Here is a 16,918-nt window from a genome sequence, read left to right on the forward strand (position 1 = left end):
CGCCGCCTGCGGGATCTGGGGTTCGAGCCAGTAGCGCTTGTGTTGGAAGGGGTAGGTGGGGAGGGGGATGCGGCGGCGTTGTTGGTGGGTGTGGTAGGTGGTCCAGTCGGGTGTGGTGCCGGTGAGCCAGAGGGTGGTGAGGGTGCGTTGGATGGTTTCGGAGGGGGTGCGGGGGTCGCGTTTGTGGGGGAGGGAGGCGAGGGTGGTGGCCTGGGTGGCGGTGTTGGTGAGGGTGCGGCGGGCGAGGCTGGTGAGGGTCTGGCCGGGGCCGATTTCGAGGAGGGTGGTGCCTGGTTCGGTGGTGGTGGTGCGGATGCCGGTGGTGTATTCGACGGTGGCGCGGATGTGGTGGCCCCAGTAGGCGGGGTCGGTGGCTTGTTGGTCGGTGATCCAGGTGCCGGTGGTGTTGGAGATGAAGGGGGTGTTCGGTGTCTGGCGGGGCACGTCTGCGACGGCGGTGGTGAATTCCGTGATCGCCGGTTCCATCAGGGGGGAGTGGAAGGCGTGGGAGGTGGTGACGGGTTGGGTGGGCCAGCCGTGTTCTTCGGCGAGGGTGGTGAAGGCCTGGATGGCGTTGTGGGGGCCGGAGACGACGCAGTCGCGGGGGCCGTTGTGGGCGGCGAGGGAGAGGGTGTGGGGGAGGGCGGCTTCGACGGTGGTGCGGTCGGCCATCACATTGAGCATGGCGCCGGGGGCCTGGGCCTGCATGAGGCGGCCGCGGAGGGCGACGAGGCGGAGGGCGTCGGGGAGGGTGAAGACGCCGGCGAGGCAGGCGGCGGTCCATTCGCCGAGGCTGTGGCCGAGCATGGCGGTGGGGGTGATGCCCCAGGAGTGCCAGAGCCGGGTGAGGGCGTATTCGATGACGAAGAGGGCGGGTTGGGCCCACTGGGTCTGGTCGAGTCGGGGGTCCTGGGTGAAGATCACCTCGCGGATGTCCTCGCCGAGGTGTGGTGCGAGGAGTTCGGCGCATTCGTCGACGCAGGTGCGGAAGACGGGCTCGTGCTGGTAGAGGTCGTGGGCCATGCCGGGGTGCTGGGAGCCCTGGCCGCTGAAGAGGAAGACCAACGGTGCGGTCTCGCGGGTGGTGTGGCTGGTGGTGACGTGGGCGGGGTCGCGGGTCTCCAGGGCGGTGGCGATGGTGTCGGGGGTGGTGCCGGTGACGGTGCGGCGGTGGGGGAAGGTGCGGCGGCCGGTGGCCAGGGTGTGGGCGGCGTCGGCGAGGTTGGGCTGTTCGTGGCGCAGGTGGGCGGCCAGTCGGTCGGTGGCTTCTTCGAGTGCTTGCGGGGTTCGGGCGGACAGGATGAGTGTTTCGGTGGGGCGTGTGCCGGCGGGGGAGGCTTCGACGGCCGGAGCCTCTTCGAGGATGAGGTGGGCGTTGCTGCCGCCGAAGCCGAAGGCGCTGATTCCGGCGCGGCGGACGTGGTTCTCGGTGCGTGGCCAGGGAGTCGATTCCGCTTGCACGTGGAACGGGCTGTTGGCGAAGTCGATGTCGGGGTTGCCGCGGGTGTAGTTCAGCGAGGCGGGGAGGAGTTCGTGTTTGAGCGCGAGCGTGGTCTTGAGCAGGCCCGAGATGCCGGCGGCGGCGTCGAGGTGGCCGACGTTCCCCTTGACCGAGCCGAGGGCCCAGGACCCGGTGTCGCCGAACGCCCGTGACAACGCCTGCACCTCGATCGGGTCGCCCAGCGAGGTGCCCGTGCCGTGCGCCTCGACGTAGTCGATGTCCGTGGGTGCGAGGCCCGCGCCGGCGAGCGCGGCGGAGATGACCGCGGCCTGGCCGGTGACGCTCGGGGCGGTGAAACCGACCTTCACCGCGCCGTCGTTGTTGATCGCCGAGCCCCTGATCACGGCGTGGACGGTGTCGCCGTCGGCCAGCGCCTCCTCCAGCCGCTTCAGCGTGACCAGACCGACACCCGTCCCGAAGACCGTGCCCCGGGCGTCCGCGTCGAACGGGCGGACGTGCCCGTCCGGGGACACGAAGGACCCGTCCTGGTGCAGGTAGCCGCTGCCCGGGTTCGGGTCGACGTGGACGCCACCCGCCAGGGCGAGGTCGCACTCCCCGGCGAGCAGGCTCCGGCAGGCGGTGTGGGCGGCGACCAGCGCGGTCGAGCAGGCGGCGCGCAGCGAGACCGCGGGGCCCTTCAGGTCCAGCTTGTACGACACCCGGGAGGCCAGGAAGGCGAGTTCGTTGGCCACCAGGATCTGGGTCTGGCCCAGGGTGTCCACGATCTGCTGGTGCGAGTAGACGTGCTGGACGTAGCGGTTGGCCCCCGCGCCACCGAAGACACCGATGCTGCCCTCGTACCGGGCGGCGTCGTAGCCGGCGTGCTCCAGCGCCGCCCAGGCCGTCTCCAGGAAGAGCCGGTGCTGCGGGTCCATCACCTCGGCCTCGCGGGCGGTGTACCCGAAGAACTCCGCATCGAACAGGTCGCTGCCGGCGAAGGCGGGCGCGGCCTTGACATAGTTCGGCTGCCCGAAGACTTCGGGCGGCACCCCGGCCGCCGTCAGCTCCTCGTCGGTCAGGGCGACGATCGACTCGACGCCGTCGCGCAGGTTCGACCAGAACTCGGTCAGGTCCCCCGCGCCGGGGAAGCGTCCCGCCATCCCGATGATCGCGACACCGCCGCGCGCCGCCATCACCGCGCCGCCCGGAGGTTGTCGATGAGCGCGCCGAGGGTGCGTACGGTGGGGCCCTCGTAGACGATGGTCAGCGGTACGGCCACCGCCAGCCCCTGACGCAGTCGGTGGACGACCTGCAGGCCGAGCAGTGAACTACCGCCCAGTTCGAAGAAGTTGTCCTGGACGCCGACGCTCTCCAGGCCGAGCAGCTCCTGCCAGATCTCCGCCACCCGGTGTTCGGTCTCGCCGTTCGGGGCGACGAACGGGTTGCGCAGGTTGGGGCGTTCGTGCCGTGCGGCCGGGGCCGGCGCCTCGGCCACCGGGTCGGCCCACAGTTCCTGACGCAGCGTCAGATCACCGGTGGAGGTGATGATCTGCGCTTGGGGAACCGCGTCGAGCAGGGCGTCGAACACCTGTCGGCCCTCGGCCGGGGTGAGTGCCAACTCGCGTACTGCCGCGCCGAGTTCGGAATTCGCTCGGTCCTCCTGGGAGAAGTGCCAGGCCTCCCAGTTGACGCTGGTCCAGGGCAGGGAGGTGCTGTGGTGCCGCTGGGCGAAGGCGTCGAGCGCGGCGTTCGCGGCGGCGTACGCCCCGAAGCCGAGCCCGCCGAGCAGCGAGGCGATCGAGGAGCAGATGACGGCGAAGTCCACCTGCTGGTCGGCCAGTACCTCGTGCAGCACCTGCGTGCCGTAGAGCTTGGGGCCGAAGTGCCAGGAGGCCTCCTCCGCACCCAGGACCGCGACCTCCCGGTGGGCCGCCGTACCGGTGGTGCCGGCACAGTGCAGCACGCCGTCGATCGGGCCGAACTCCCGCAGGACGCGCTCCTTCAGGGCGAGCATGGCCGTGCGGTCGGAGACGTCCGTGGCGGTCACCAGCACCTCGGAGCCGAGCGCCTCGATCTCCTGGACGGCACGGATCGCGGACCGGACCGCTTCCGGGTGCTGCGGATCGGCCCAGCTCTCCCGGGGCGGCAGACCCGTCCGTCCGAGCAGCACCAGGCGCACCTCGGCCCGGTCGGCGAGGGCACGGGCCATCAGCAGGCCGATCTTCCCGAGGCCGCCGGTGACCAGGTACACCCCGCCGGGGCGGACCGGGGACCCACCCCGCGGGCGCGGCGCGCCGGTCACGTACGTCGGCGCCCAGCGGTGCCGACCGCGCAGCGCGATGGTGCGCTCGGCGGGCGGGGCGGCGAGGTCGGCCAGCAGCTGGTCGACCAGCCCGGGTACGGCCTGCGGGCCTTCGGGGCGCAGGTCGAAGTGGACGCAGCTGAGCGAGGGGTACTCCTGCGGCAGCACCTTGCACAGGCCCTGGACGGTGGCCTTCGGCGGGCAGAGCGGCTCGTCCCCGAGGACGGCGTGCACCTCGGAGGACAGCACGTCCCAGCGCTGCTGCCGTGTCATCAGCTCGGCCTCGGTGGCCTGGACCCAGTGGACCAGGCTGTCGAAGGAGCGGTGCAGCAGGGCCCGGACGTCCTCGGGCGCCGTGGCCCGGTCGGCGTCGTCGCCGACGCTCCAGCAGTGCACCACCCGACCGGGCAGCGGCCCCTCGGCGCGCAGCGCCTCGGCGAGTCGGCCGAAGTGCTCCGGCCGGGCGGGGTCGAGGACGTACTCGCGCTCGCTCTTGCGGTGCCACCCGGCTCCCCGTGAGACCGTGCGCACGGTGGCGCCGAGACCTTCGAGGCGGTCGGCGAGGTGGTGGCCGACACCGGTCCCGTCCGCGAAGACGAGCCAGCGCTCGTCGGCCAGGCCGACCTCGGCGGGCTGCGGTGCGCCGGCCAGCCGCTGCCAGGACGGCGTGTAGAACCACTGGGGCAGGTCGCCGCGCCGCTGCTGGGCCGAGCCGCTGCCGGGCTGGGCGGTGCCGGGTTCGAGCCAGTAGGTGCGCCGCTCGAAGGGGTAGGAGGGGAGCGGGACCCGCCGGGCGCCGGGCGTGGCCGGGAAGGGGCGCTCCCGGCCGGCGAGCCAGAGGCGTCCGGCGGCCCGCAGGAGTGCGGTGCGGTCGCTCTGCCCGAGGAAGGCGCCGGGGAGGGACGGGAGGACGACCCGGTCGGTGCCGGCGGCGGCGGGGTGCTGGATGGCCCCGGGGGTCAGGGCCGGCGCGGGGCCGATCTCGACGATCGCGATGTCCGGGACGGACCACAGGGTGGCCAGGCCGTCCGCGAACCGCACGCTCTCCCGCACGTGCCGGGCCCAGTACTCGGGGCTGGTGGCCTCGTCGTCGGTGATCCAGGTGCCGGTCAGGTTGGAGACGAACGGCACGGCCGGGGCGTTCAGCCGGACCGAGCGGACCAGTTCGGCGTAGCGCTCGACGACCGGGTCCATCATCGGGGAGTGGAAGGCGAAGCGGGTGGTCAGCCGGCGGGTGGCGATGTCGGCGGCCAGCAGTTCGCCGGCCACCCGCTCGATGCCCTCGACGGTGCCGGAGAGCACGCAGGTCTGCGGGCCGTTGATCGCGGCGAGGCAGACCTCCGCGTCGGTGTACCGTGCGACGGCCTCCTCGGAGAGCGGCACGGCGAGCATCGCGCCCTCGCCCTGCTCCTCGATCAGCCGGGCGCGTTCCGCGACCAGGCGCAGGGCGTCGGGCAGCGAGAAGACCCCGGCTGCACAGGCCGCGACGTACTCGCCCAGGCTGTGACCGATCATCACCTCGGGCTCGACCCCCCAGGCGGCCCAGAGCTTGACCAGGGCGTACTCGAGGGCGAACACCGCGGGGTAGCCGAGGCGTGGCTGGTCCAGCGGGTGCTCGCTGCGCTCCGGCTGGAGCAGCAGCCTGCTGAAGTCGAAGAGCTGCCCGGGGGCGGCGTCCGCGGACTCGTCGACGGTGAACACGAGTTCGCGGATGTCCGTGCCGAGCAGCGGCTCCAGCAGTCCGGCGCACTCGTCCATCGCCGCCCTGAACTCCGGCTCCTGGGCGTAGAGTTCGCGCGCCATGCCGGGGAACTGGGAGCCGAAGCCGGTGAACATGAAGGCCACCGGCCGGTGCGGGGCCTCGGGCGCGGTCGCGGTGAGCAGCCGACCGTCGTCGCGGGCGTCGAGCGCCGCCAGCGCCTCCTCGGTGCCGCCGGCCACCAGCATCCGTCGGTACGGGAACGCCCGGCGGCCCTGCTGGAGGGTGAACGCGACATCGGCCAGCGGGAGTTCGCGGTGCGCCCGGAGGTGGTCGTGCAGCTGGTCGGTGGCCGCCTCCAGGGCCTCCGGGCTCTTCGCGGAGAGCACCAGCAGCTGCTCGGCGCCGTCGGCCTGCCGGGATTCGCGCGGCAGCTCCGGGGCCTGTTCGAGGATGACGTGGGCGTTGGTGCCGCCGAGGCCGAAGGAGCTGACCCCGGCGCGGCGCGGGCCGTCGCCCTCGGGCCAGGGCAGCAGCTCGGTGTTGACGTAGAACGGGCTGCCGGCCAGGTCGATCCGCGGGTTGGGCCGCTCGAAGTGCAGGGTGGGCGGCAGCTGCCCGTGCTCCACCGCCAGCACGGTCTTGATCAGGCCGGCGACCCCGGCGGCCGAGTCGAGGTGGCCGATGTTGGTCTTGGCGGAGCCGAGGGCGCACCTGCGCTCCCCGACCCCGGAGTAGGCCGAGGCGAGTGCGGAGAACTCGATCGGGTCGCCCAGGATGGTGGCCGTCCCGTGCAGCTCGATGTAGCCGATGCTCTCGGCCGGCACGTCCGCGTTCGCCAGCGCGGTGGAGATGACGGCGGACTGGGTGGCGGCGCTGGGCGCGCTGAAGCCGGCCCGGCGGGAGCCGTCGTTGTTCAGCGCGGAGCCCTTGATGACCGCGTGGATGTGGTCGTTGTCGGTGATCGCGTCCTTGAGGCGCTTGAGCACCACCATCCCGACGCCGTCGCCGCCCACCGTCCCCTGGGCGCGGGCGTCGAAGGTGCGGCAGTAGCCGTCCGGCGAGAAGATGCCGTCCGGGCGGTAGACGTAGCCCTTGCTCCTGGTCCCGTCGACGGCGACGCCGCCGGCCAGTGCGGTGTCGCACTGGTAGGCCAGCAGCGCCTGGCACGCCTCGACCACGGCGACCAGTGACGTGGAGCAGGCGGACTGGATGTTGAGGGCGGGGCCCTCCAGACCGAGCTTGTAGGAGACCCGGCTGGCGAGGAAGTCCGGCCGGTTGCCGATCACCGTCTGCTTGTCGCCGAGGATCTGCGCGGCGCCGGGCTGGGAGGCGATGTTGAAGAGCAGGTAGGTGTTGTTGCCCGCGCCCGCGTAGACGCCGACCGGGCCGTCCTGCCGATCGGTGTCGTATCCGGAACTCTCCAGGGCGGCCCAGGCGCATTCGAGCAGGACCCGGTGCTGCGGGTCCATGAGTTCGGCCTCGCGCGGGGAGTAGCCGAAGAAGGCGGCGTCGAACTTCTCGCTGTCCGCCAGCGGGTAGCCCGCGCCGACGAAGTTCGGGTCGGCCAGGGTGGCGGCGTCCACGCCCCGGGCGGCGAGCTCCTCGTCCTCGAAGCGGGTGACGGAGCAGACGCCCGCCTTGAGGTTGCTCCAGTACTCCTCGACCGTCCGGGCGCCGGGGAAGCGGCCGGCCATGCCGACGATGGCGATGTCCAGACTGTCGTCGAACTCGGAGAAGCCGTCGGCCTGTTCGGAGTCCAGCTCGGCGTCCGCGGTGGGGTCGAGCTCGGGGGAGTACTCACTCATGGTGACCTCGCTTCGCTTGCAGCTGCTGCTGGCGGCGCTTCAGCAGGGCGTTCTGCTGGGCGCTCCTGCCGCGGGTGGCGGCCGGTGCCACCCCCTGCCTCTGCTGCGAGAGCAGCTCGGCCTGGGCCCGGACGGTGGTGTGCTGGAACAGGTCGAGCAGGTCGACCTCCCGGCCGGTCGTCGCCCGGAGCCGGTGGTGCAGCCCGACCATGAGCAGGGAGTGCCCGCCGATGTCGAAGAAGTTCTGGTCGGTGCCGACCGCCTCGGTGTGGAGGACCTCCTGCCACACCTGCGCCACCAGTCGTTCCAGTTCGTTCCGTGGTGGCAGCGGCGCGGTGGCGGGTTCGGCGGGCCGGGGCAGCCTGCCGCGGTCGACCTTGCCGTGCCCGGAGAGCGGCAGCCGGTCCAGCGTCACCATCGCCTGCGGCACCATGTGCGGGGAGAGCCGCTCCCGCAGGTGGCGCTCCAGCCCGGCGGTGCTGAACCCGGGGCCGTGCGGCTCGATGTAGGCGACCACCCGGCGGTCGCCGGGGACGTCCTCGCGGACGACGGCGATGGCGTGGCGCACCTCGGGGTGGCTCTTCAGGCCGGCCTCGATCTCGCCCAGGGCGACCCGGAAGCCGCGGACCTTGATCTGGTCGTCGCGCCGGCCGAGGAAGGCGATCGTCCCGTCGGCCAGGCGGCGGACGATGTCGCCGGTGCGGTAGAGGCGGGAGCCCGGCCCGCCGCCGAGGGTGTCCGGGACGAAGGCCGCCGCGGTGAGGTCGTCCCGGAGGTGGTAGCCGCGGGCGAGGTTGTCGCCGCCGATCAGCAGCTCTCCGGCGACGCCGACGGGTGTGGGACGGCCCGCGGGGTCCACCACGTGGGCCCGGGTGCCCGGGAGCGGAACGCCGATCGGCGCGGTCTCCCACTCCGCTTCCGGGTGGTCGGCCACGGCGAGGGTCAGCACACCGACGGTGGTCTCGGTCGGACCGTAGTGGTTGAAGACCCGGCAGTGCGGGACGAGGCGCTGGAGGGCGCGCAGCCAGTGCCAGTCGGAGGCCTCGCCGCCGATGACCAGCAGGCGGCGCGGCAGGAGCTCGGCGAAGCGCGGCGAGGTCTGGAGGGCCCGGAGGTGGGAGGGCGCGATCTTCAGGCAGTCGACCCCCCGGGTCTGCACCCAGTCGGCCAGTCTCTCCGCGTCCAGCGCGACGTCACGGGAGATCAGCTGGACCTCGCCGCCCGTGCACAGCGGCGGGGCGAAGGCCGTGACGCTGGAGTCCACCGTCAGCGGCTGCACCATCGCGTAGCTGAGCGGCCCGTCGATGCCGAGCCGCCGGACGACGGCGCGGGTGTAGCCGACGAGCTGGCGGTGCTCGATCACCACGCCCTTGGGCTTGCCGGTGGAGCCGGAGGTGTAGAGCAGGTACGCGGCGTCCCCCGGGGCCGAGTGCCCGGCCGGCGGGTCCTCGTCCGGCCGGCCGGCCAGCACGGTCAGCCCGGCGTCGAGCTCGACCACCCGGTGTCCGGTGTCGAGCGGGGCCGTCGCCACCACGATCCGCACGGCCGCGTCCGCGAGGATGCCGTCCCGCCGCTCGACCGGGTCGTTCGGGTCCACCGGTACGTACGCGCCGCCGGCCTTGAGGATGCCGAGCACGGCCACCATCAGCCGTACGTCGCGATCGGCGCAGAGGCCCACCGTCACCTCGGGGCCGACCCCGCTCTCCCGCAGCAGGTGGGCCAACTGGTTGGCCCGGGAGTTGAGTTCGCGGTAGCTGAGGGCGGCGCCCTCGGAACGGACGGCGATCGCCCCGGGGGTGCGGGCGGCCTGCTCCTCGAAGAGCCGGTGGAAGCCCACGTCCGTCGGCTCGCCCGGGACGCTGTTCAGCGCCTCGATGACGCGTTCCTCCCCGGCGGTGAGCAGGGGCAGCTCGGCCACCGACCGGTCCGGATCGGCCGTCGCGCCTTCGAGCAGGCGCAGCAGGTGGTCCACCGCGCGGCGGGCGGTGGCCGGGTCGAGGACGTCGGTGGCGAACACCAGCTGACCGGTCAGTTCGCCGTCGACGTAGCAGAGTTGGAGATCCAGGTCGCAGTGGGTGGTCTCGGGGGCGACGCGCGGTTCCGGCCGGAAGGAGAAACCCGGCCAGAGGTGGACGGCCGCGTCGGTGCGGACCTCTTCGGCCGCCGCCAGCGCGGCGCCTGCCCGCCGGACCAGGTCCCGGAAGCTCCCGCCGGCCTCGACGCGGACCGGCGTGGTCACCCCGGCGCCGTTGGTCACCCCGACCGCGAGCTCGGTCTGTCCGCCGTACCGGTGCAGCAGGGCCAGGTGGAGGGCGAAGGCCGCCGCCGGGAGCCCTCCTCCGCAGGCTTCACCCAGGTGCCGCAGGGCGGCGGTCGCCCCGGCGGGGACGACGAGGGGGACCGAGCCGGCCCGGTGGTCGCGCCGGGCCGGAGGCGTCCGGTCCAACGGGAGCTCCGGGGCGGCGGGCAGCTCGGCGGGGCGCCCTTCGGCATCGGGGCCGGGCACGGGAGGTGCGGGGTGGCGCAGTGTCATGAGGGTTGCCTCGAGGAGTCTGGGGGCAGGACGTACGTCACCCGTCTCGCCGGAACGGGCCACGGCTACGCGGATCGCTTGGTGCAGAGATAGACCTGGTTGCGGCGGTGGTCGGCGGGGACGTCGATGATCTCGACCGTCTCCGAGAGCGAGTGCAGCAGCGCCTCGAACGGGCCGGCGGCGTAGCGGTTGAGCCAGATGTAGCCGTCGGCCGTCTCGCGCCGCAGCAGCACCTCGGTCTCCCGCGGCACCTGGAACATGCAGATCACCACGGTGCGGCGGGAGACCCGGAACAGTTCGCGGACGGCGGTCTCGTAGTACGGCAGGCTCTCCAGCACGTGCCGGCAGTTCACCACGTCGAACGAGCCTTCGGGGAAGGTGAGGTCGGTGACGCTCATCTGCTCCCACCGCGCCTCGGGGTGCAGCCCGCGGCAGTCGTCGATGGCGGCCTCGTTGATGTCGATGCCGGTGTAGTCGACCTCCAGGCCCGCCGTCAGCAGGTGGCGGTAGGTGACCCCGGAGATGACACCGCAGTCGAGCAGTTCGAACGGTTCCTCGCCGTGCAGTGCCGCGATCCGCTCGGTCACGACCGCGTGCGAGGGGTGCCCGGCCCGGGACTCCTCGCCCATGTGAGCCATGTCAGAGGTGTGCGCCCAGAGCGATTTCGTGTTCACTGCGTTGATCCTCCGTACTGCTGGAGCGAAGCCGGTCATGACGGCACGGCCGTCCGGACGGTGGCTGTTGGGAGAGTGCCGGGCGCGCGCGGGACGCCGCCGGACCAGGGCCGTCGGGCGGCGGATGGCGGACGGTCCGGAGGGCCGTTCCAGGGTTTCCGCGGGCGCGGCACCCGGTTCCCCGTCACCCTCCGGACCGGGAGAACCCTGGGAGCCGGCGGTGCGTGCGTGACATCCGTCCCGTCCCGGAGCACGGGAACTGATGTCACATCAGAAAGCCGCGCCTTCCTGGGACTCGGTGTCGAAGACGGCGTCCGGGCCGAACATCCGGGCGTGCTTCGCCGCGGCGAGGGCCAGCGTGCCGCTCGCGTCGCGGGCGCTCGCGACCTCGGCCAGTTGGTTGACCACGGTGGGCTTCGCCAACGTCTGATCGCGCAGCTCGGGGGAGCGGGACATCAGGACCATGGCCGCGGTGGTGTAGCCCGACTCGGCCCAGGACTCCCAGATCGCGTCGCGGTCCTGCTCCTGGCCCGCGAAGAGCTCCTCGCGACGATCGTGCCGACGCGTGGGAACCGGGCTCCGGCCGGCGGCCTCCGTGCGCAACCGGACGCGGCGGCCCGCGATGTAGGCGACGGCAGCGCCCTTGCGGATGGCGAAGTTCAGGGCCTGGGCCGCCGTGTCCACCACCGGCTCACCCTTGTCGTTCAGGGAGGTGTTGCACACCATCGGCACCCCCGTGGCTTGCCGGAACGCTTCGATCGCCCGGTGGAGCAGGGGGTTGGTCTCGGCGGACAGGGTCTGACGCCGGGCCGAATCGTCGAGATGGAGGATGGCCGGGACCAGCCGGCGCTTGGACTCGGTCACGTACGCCGTCTCGAGCATGTAGGGCGAGGGCCAGGGGTCCTCGAACCACTCGCCGCTGTACTCCTCCAGGACGATCGGGGCCACGGGGCGCCACCACTGTCGGCTCTTCCAGTCGTTCAGCAGCTCCTTCGACCGGGGTGAGCGGGGATCGGCGAGGATGCTCCGGTGGCCCAGGGCGCGCGGACCGATCTCGGCCGCTCCGTCCGCCCACACCAGCGGTCCGGTGGAGAGATCCTCGACGAACCGGGCCTCGGTGAATTCCTCGACGTCCTCGATGAAGTCGTCGAAGTGCTGCAGCGCGCTCTCGACGTCGGTGAGCTCGGAGCCGTGGTAGGCGGACGTGAGCCGGAAACCACCGCCCGGGAGCAGTCCCTCGCCGAGGAGGCCGAGGAGGCCGATCCCGAGGGACTGGCCGGAGTCGTTCGCGCTCGGCGGAGTGAGCAGGCCCTTGAACCCGTAGCGGCGCAGGAGGAAGGAGTTGGTCGGACAGTTGAGGGCGAAGCCCCCGCTCAGGGAGAGGTACGCCTGGCGCGGGTCCACCCCTGCCGACTCGAGCAGCCGGTCGACGTTGCGCACCATGACGAGCTCGCAGGCCGTCTGGACGATCTTCATGACCGCGGACTGCAGGTGCTCCTGGTGGGTGAAGCGGCTGTCCAGCTCCATGGACGGCAACTGGGACTCGGCCGCACGAATCACGGCCTGGACGAAGGGAAGCGTGTCCACCAGCGGTACTCGTCGGCCTCCGAACAGCTCCAGCTCCCGCACCGCCGCCTCGGTGTCGAAGGCGATTTCGGTGGGGCAGGCCGACGCCAGGGCCATCAGGGTGCCCGGCTCCCTGCCGAACTCCGATGACGCGGCGTCGTAAATCGGGGCCGGGGATTCGACCGGAGCGAAGTCGACGTCGCCCTTGGCCGACACGCAGCCGGTGTACCAGTACTTCTTGCCCGTCCGGTCGAGGCCGAAGTCGGGCCGGCCGTCCAGGGCCAGTCCGATGATGGTCTCGCTGCGGAACACCTCGGAGTCGAGGAGCAGTCCGCTGTAGAGGTGGGCGAGGCTGTGGACCGGGAAGTCCTCGGTGCCCGCCGGCAGCTTGATGTCGGCGTGGTGCGGCAGGCCGGGCGTGCCCCAGGACAGGCTCACGTCCTCCGGGGAGAGCCCCTCGGCCGCGAGCAGTTCGGTCAGCACCTTGTTGTAGCGGTCGACGGTGAAGAGCGGCCAGAAGTGGTGCTTCTGTCCGCTGACGCGCTCGAGCTCCCATACTCTGACGAGTTCGACCCGCGAGTCGTGACTGCGCCAGAGCGCGATGTTCTGGTCATGGCGCGGTGCGATGACGGATAAGCCGCCGGGCGGGGAGATGTAGCTCGACAGGAAGTACTTCGCGGCTGGGTACGCGGTCACGATGTCTCTTTCGGCGGTCGGACAGTGGCTGCTGGCTCTTCGGGCCGGACGGTCCTGGTAAACGGCCCGCGCAGGCGGTCGCGAGGCTGCCAGGGCCGGCTCGGCCGGGCGTCGGTGTCCACCGGCGACGTCAGGTGCGACAGACTGTCCCGGTCGGGTGCGATCGGGCCTCGAGCCGGAGCTCCGGCGGCGGCCTGCACGGGGACTTCGACCTTCTGCGAGGCCTCGGGACGGGGACGGCGGGGACGGACTCCGACCCCGCGTCCTCATGTGTGTGCGCCGGCCCCGGGGCGAGCGACGGGATCGCTCGGGTCCGTCCGTGGCGGGACTACTTCGAAGCGGGGACCCGCTCCTCGACGAGCTGGACCAGTTCACCGACGTTGGCCACGGTGAACATGTCGACGACGTCCAGATCGACGTCGAACGTGCTCTGGATCGAGACCATCAGGCGGAGCAGCGACACGGAGGTGGCTCCGAGGTCGTCGAAAGTGCTGTCCAGCGCGACTTCAAGGGGGGCGAATACTTCGGAAATCACCGACATCAAGTCGTCGGACTGTGCGTTCGACATTTTGTGTTCCCAGATCTCTTGCATTCGAGGCCTATCCAGGTAATTGACCCTATGGTGTTGCTGAGACATCGTCAAGTCTCTTTTTTTGCTTGGGAGATGGTTGATGTCCAGATTGTGTAGCGTTGGGTCAGGTGGGCGAGATTGGTGTGAAACGGGCGTAGTAAAGCAACAGTTTGTCAAGTCGGCGCGCTTTCCCTGGTCGAAGGCTCGACAGGACGTGGGTGCCCTGGGGTAGGGTGGCCGACGTTTGATCGCACAGGCACACACCGCTGGGGGATCTGGTGTCAGAAATGACTTTTCGGCCTCTCACGCCTATCACTGGCGCGGAGGTGGAAGGCGTCGATCTCGCGGCGGAGCTGTCGCCGGCCGTAGTGGCCCGCCTTCGCGAGGCCCTGGTGCGTCACAAAGTTCTCGTTTTCCGGAATCAGCCGATGAGTGACGCGCAACAGGTTGAACTCACCAATGCTCTGGGTGGTGCCACTGCGGCACATCCCATCGTGAACGGTCTGAGCGAAGCCCCCGCCGTGTTGCGGACCGCACTGTCGGAGGAGCGACGGGCGCTGGTCGAGGCCGAGGCCGGCCTCAGTCATCCGCTGAAGGGAACGACACCGCGACGCCTGCGGACCGAGTGGCATGTCGACAGCACCTTCGTGGTCAATCCGAACGCCATCACCATTCTGCGCGGTGTCGAGATTCCACCGGTCGGCGGCGACACTCTCTTCGCCAATCTGGAAGCGCTCTACGAAGGGTTGTCGTCTTCCCTCCGGGGGTACGTCGACACCTTGCAGGCGATACACTCCCGACACGTCCCGGCGGCGGCGCCCCGCTTCGACGGCAAGCCGGCCGGCCCCTTCGCGGCCGTGCACCCGCTGGTGCGGGTGCACCCCGAGACCGGTGCGCGCAGCCTGCTCGTCAGCGCCGTCTTCCTCCAGGCCATCCGCGGTCTCAAGCCCCGCGAGAGCGCGGCCCTGCTGGACTTCCTTCTCGACGAGCTCGCCGGGCGGGACGAGATCCACGCCCGGGTCCGCTGGGAGCAGGACACCCTCGTCATGTGGGACAACCGCGCCGTGGCCCATGCCGGTCCGGTGGACGGCCTGATGTTCCAGGAGGAGCGGATCGTGCACCGCACCACCGTCGTCGGCGACGTGCCCCGCGGGCCCGACGGCTTCGTGTCGCGTGCCCTCATGGGAGAGCGGTGCGAAGCGCTGGCCTGAGAGGCCGCGCCGTGACGCCACGGCGATCAGGTGGTCCATGCAGGTCAACTCGGTCATATGTAGATGTACTGGCATCGTGGCTCCGGCATAGATTCGGGCCAGTCGGTCCATTCTCCGGTAACTTCTGTGGGGGAAAAGCAAAATGCCGGTCGTCGACCACTGTGCAAAAGCCGAAGCGTCACCCAAGTACCGCCTGTTATGCGTCGACTGCGGCTGGGAATCCGATCCGGAATTCCGGCTCCGATGTCCCCGGTGTTCGGGTGCGCTCGATCCCAGGATGAACCTGGAGAACGTCGCCGAGCGTGACGGTGGCCGGCCTGAGCTGACCTACCTGGACTTCCTTCCGGTCGAATCCGAGCACTTACTCGACGCCGACATCAGTGTGCGGACCCCCTGCCGTCCGGCCTCGCGCCTCGGAGCGGTCATCGGTCTGCCCCGCCTCTGGGTGAAGGACGAGTCCCAGCAGCCGACCGGGACCACCAAGGACCGGCTGGCCTCCGTGGTCCTGGCCGTGTTCCGGCAGTTCGGGATCAAGGAGTTCGTCGCCTCCAGCACCGGGAACAGCTCCACCGCCCTGGCCCGCGCCGTGCAGAAGGACCACTCGATGCGGGCACACTTCTTCTGCGGCCGTGACTTCACCGGCGACCACGACATCGAGACCGGCGACCGGGTGTCCCTCACCGTGGTGGACGGCACCTACGCACAAGCCACCCGGGCGGCCCAGGAGTTCGCAGCCCGGAAGGGGCTGGTCTGGGAGGGCGGGTTCTTCAACTGGGCCCGTCGCGAGGGCCTGAAGCTCACCTACCTGGAAGCCTTCGACGCCATGGACGACAAGCCCGACGTCGTCGTCCAGGCCATCAGCAGCGGCATGGGGATGATGGCCGTCCGCAAGGGCGTGGCAGAGTACCTCGCCTGCGGCCGGCTCACCTCCTCGCCCCGCTTCGTGATGGTCCAGCAGGACACCTGCGCGCCGATGGCCGTGGCCTGGCGGGAGGGACGGGCCGAGCTCACCGAGGACGACGTCATCGAGCACCCGACAGGTCTGGCCCGGGCCATCCTGCTCGGCGACGGCCGGGCCACCTATCCCTACATGCGGGACATCGCCACCGAGAGTGGTGGCTCCATCGTCTCGGTGAGCCAGGACGAACTGGTCCAAGCCCGTACGATGCTCCGCGAGCTGGAGGGGCTGGACGTCTGTCACTCCTCGGCCGCGACCATTGCCGCGCTGCGCAACGAGGCCGCGGCCCGGCGGATCACCCCGGACCAGGTCGTCCTGGTCAACCTGACCGGCCGTGAGCGGTACACCGCCGCCGACGCCGCACCGGCCCTCGCCGCCGCCACCGCCGGCTGAGCCTCCCCCTCTCCGAGCCGGATGCCACCGCTCCCACCGGAGTGATGCGCCCGCCCCCACGTTCGCAAGGAATGCGTTGATACTCAGTCACCTCACCCCGCAGCAGGCCGAGCGCCACGCCGAGTTCCGTGCCTTCGCCGACCGTGTCCTGGTCCCGCAGGCGGACCGCTGCGACCGCGAGCAAGTGGTCTCCCGGGAGATCGTCGCCGACCTGGCCGGGCAGGGCTACCTTGGCGCGCCCGTCCCGAAGGAGTTCGGCGGCCTCGGCATGGACTGGGTCGAATACGGACTGCTCACCGAGGAACTGGGCCGAGGCTGCCAGTCGATCCGTAACCTCGTGGCCGTGGAGGACATGGTCGCCCACTCGATCCACAAGTGGGGAACGGAGGAGCAGAAGCAGCGGTGGCTCCCCCGGATCACCTCGGGCCGAACGCTGGCGGCCTTCGCCCTGACCGAGCCGGACGTCGGCAGTGACGCCGCCGCCGTCGGGACCACGGCGACGGCCGACGGCGCCGATGTCGTCCTGCGCGGCACCAAGAAGTGGATCAGCTTCGCTCAGATCGCGGACCTCTTCCTGGTCTTCGCCACGTTCGACGGGCAGCACACCGCCTTCCTGGTGGAGCGGGACACTCCCGGCCTGTCGGTGGAGCCGATCGAGGGCCTGCTCGGCCTGCGCGGCTCGATGCTCGGCCGGATCACCTTCGACGACTGCCGGATCCCGGCCGCCAACCTGGTCGGGCGTCCCGGCCTCGGCCTCACCTTCGTCGCCTCCAGCGCCCTCGACCTCGGCCGCTACAGCACCGCCTGGGGCTCGGTCGGTCTGGCTCAGACCTGTCTGGAGGCCTCGACGGAGTACGCCGGCCGCCGCACCCAGTACGGCACCGAGATCCGCAACCACCAGCTGGTCCAGCAGCTGCTGGCCGACATGCTCACCGACACCATCACGGCCCGGCTGCTCTGTTACCACGCCGGGGTGAGCAAGGAGCGGGGGGAGACGGAGTCCGTCAACCACACCCTGCTGGCGAAGTACCGGACCTCGACGATCGCCGTCAAGGCGGCCGCCGAC

General features: G+C 71.2%; 9 protein-coding genes. 3 read left to right on the top strand and 6 right to left on the bottom strand.

Going from position 1 to position 16,918, the window contains the following annotated elements:
• The 6 genes from ACIQOV_RS03455 to ACIQOV_RS03480 all read right to left on the bottom strand — a co-directional run.
• Positions 1-2,634 (bottom strand): type I polyketide synthase (locus ACIQOV_RS03455; protein WP_401044347.1); only part of this gene is annotated, 2,634 nt, incomplete at its 3' end.
• Entirely contained in the window at positions 2,634-7,250 is a 4,617-nt protein-coding gene (locus ACIQOV_RS03460; RefSeq protein ID WP_401044350.1) for an SDR family NAD(P)-dependent oxidoreductase, read from the bottom strand. The genes ACIQOV_RS03455 and ACIQOV_RS03460, both read right to left, overlap by 1 nt.
• The gene (locus ACIQOV_RS03465; protein ID WP_401044353.1) at positions 7,243-9,783 is read right to left on the bottom strand and encodes an amino acid adenylation domain-containing protein; all 2,541 of its coding nucleotides are present in this window, start codon (positions 9,781-9,783) and stop codon (positions 7,243-7,245) included. The genes ACIQOV_RS03460 and ACIQOV_RS03465 overlap by 8 nt, the downstream gene beginning before the upstream one ends.
• A 65-nt stretch (positions 9,784-9,848) precedes the next feature.
• Entirely contained in the window at positions 9,849-10,457 is a 609-nt protein-coding gene (locus ACIQOV_RS03470) for a class I SAM-dependent methyltransferase (RefSeq protein WP_401044355.1), read from the bottom strand.
• Positions 10,458-10,727: 270 nt separating this feature from the next.
• Complete coding sequence (locus ACIQOV_RS03475; RefSeq protein WP_401044357.1) at positions 10,728-12,719, bottom strand: carbamoyltransferase C-terminal domain-containing protein; 1,992 nt, start codon at positions 12,717-12,719, stop codon at positions 10,728-10,730.
• Positions 12,720-13,047: 328 nt separating this feature from the next.
• Positions 13,048-13,311 (bottom strand): acyl carrier protein, encoded by a 264-nt coding sequence (locus ACIQOV_RS03480; protein WP_401044359.1) that lies wholly within the window; start codon positions 13,309-13,311, stop codon positions 13,048-13,050.
• 266 nt (positions 13,312-13,577) lie between these two features.
• Between ACIQOV_RS03480 and ACIQOV_RS03485 the strand changes: the two genes are divergently transcribed.
• The 3 genes from ACIQOV_RS03485 to ACIQOV_RS03495 form a co-directional block, all read left to right on the top strand.
• The gene (locus tag ACIQOV_RS03485) at positions 13,578-14,501 is read left to right on the top strand and encodes a TauD/TfdA dioxygenase family protein (RefSeq protein ID WP_401044362.1); all 924 of its coding nucleotides are present in this window, start codon (positions 13,578-13,580) and stop codon (positions 14,499-14,501) included.
• A 277-nt stretch (positions 14,502-14,778) separates the two neighbouring features.
• On the top strand, positions 14,779-15,852 hold the full coding sequence (locus tag ACIQOV_RS03490; protein WP_401044365.1) for a pyridoxal-phosphate dependent enzyme: 1,074 nt from the start codon (positions 14,779-14,781) through the stop codon (positions 15,850-15,852).
• A 76-nt stretch (positions 15,853-15,928) separates the two neighbouring features.
• On the top strand, positions 15,929-16,918 hold a 990-nt coding region (locus ACIQOV_RS03495), incomplete at its 3' end, for an acyl-CoA dehydrogenase family protein (RefSeq protein ID WP_401044367.1).

The sequence above is a fragment of the Kitasatospora sp. NPDC091257 genome (assembly GCF_044757675.1).
In the GTDB taxonomy this organism is placed as follows: domain Bacteria; phylum Actinomycetota; class Actinomycetes; order Streptomycetales; family Streptomycetaceae; genus Kitasatospora; species Kitasatospora lactacystinica.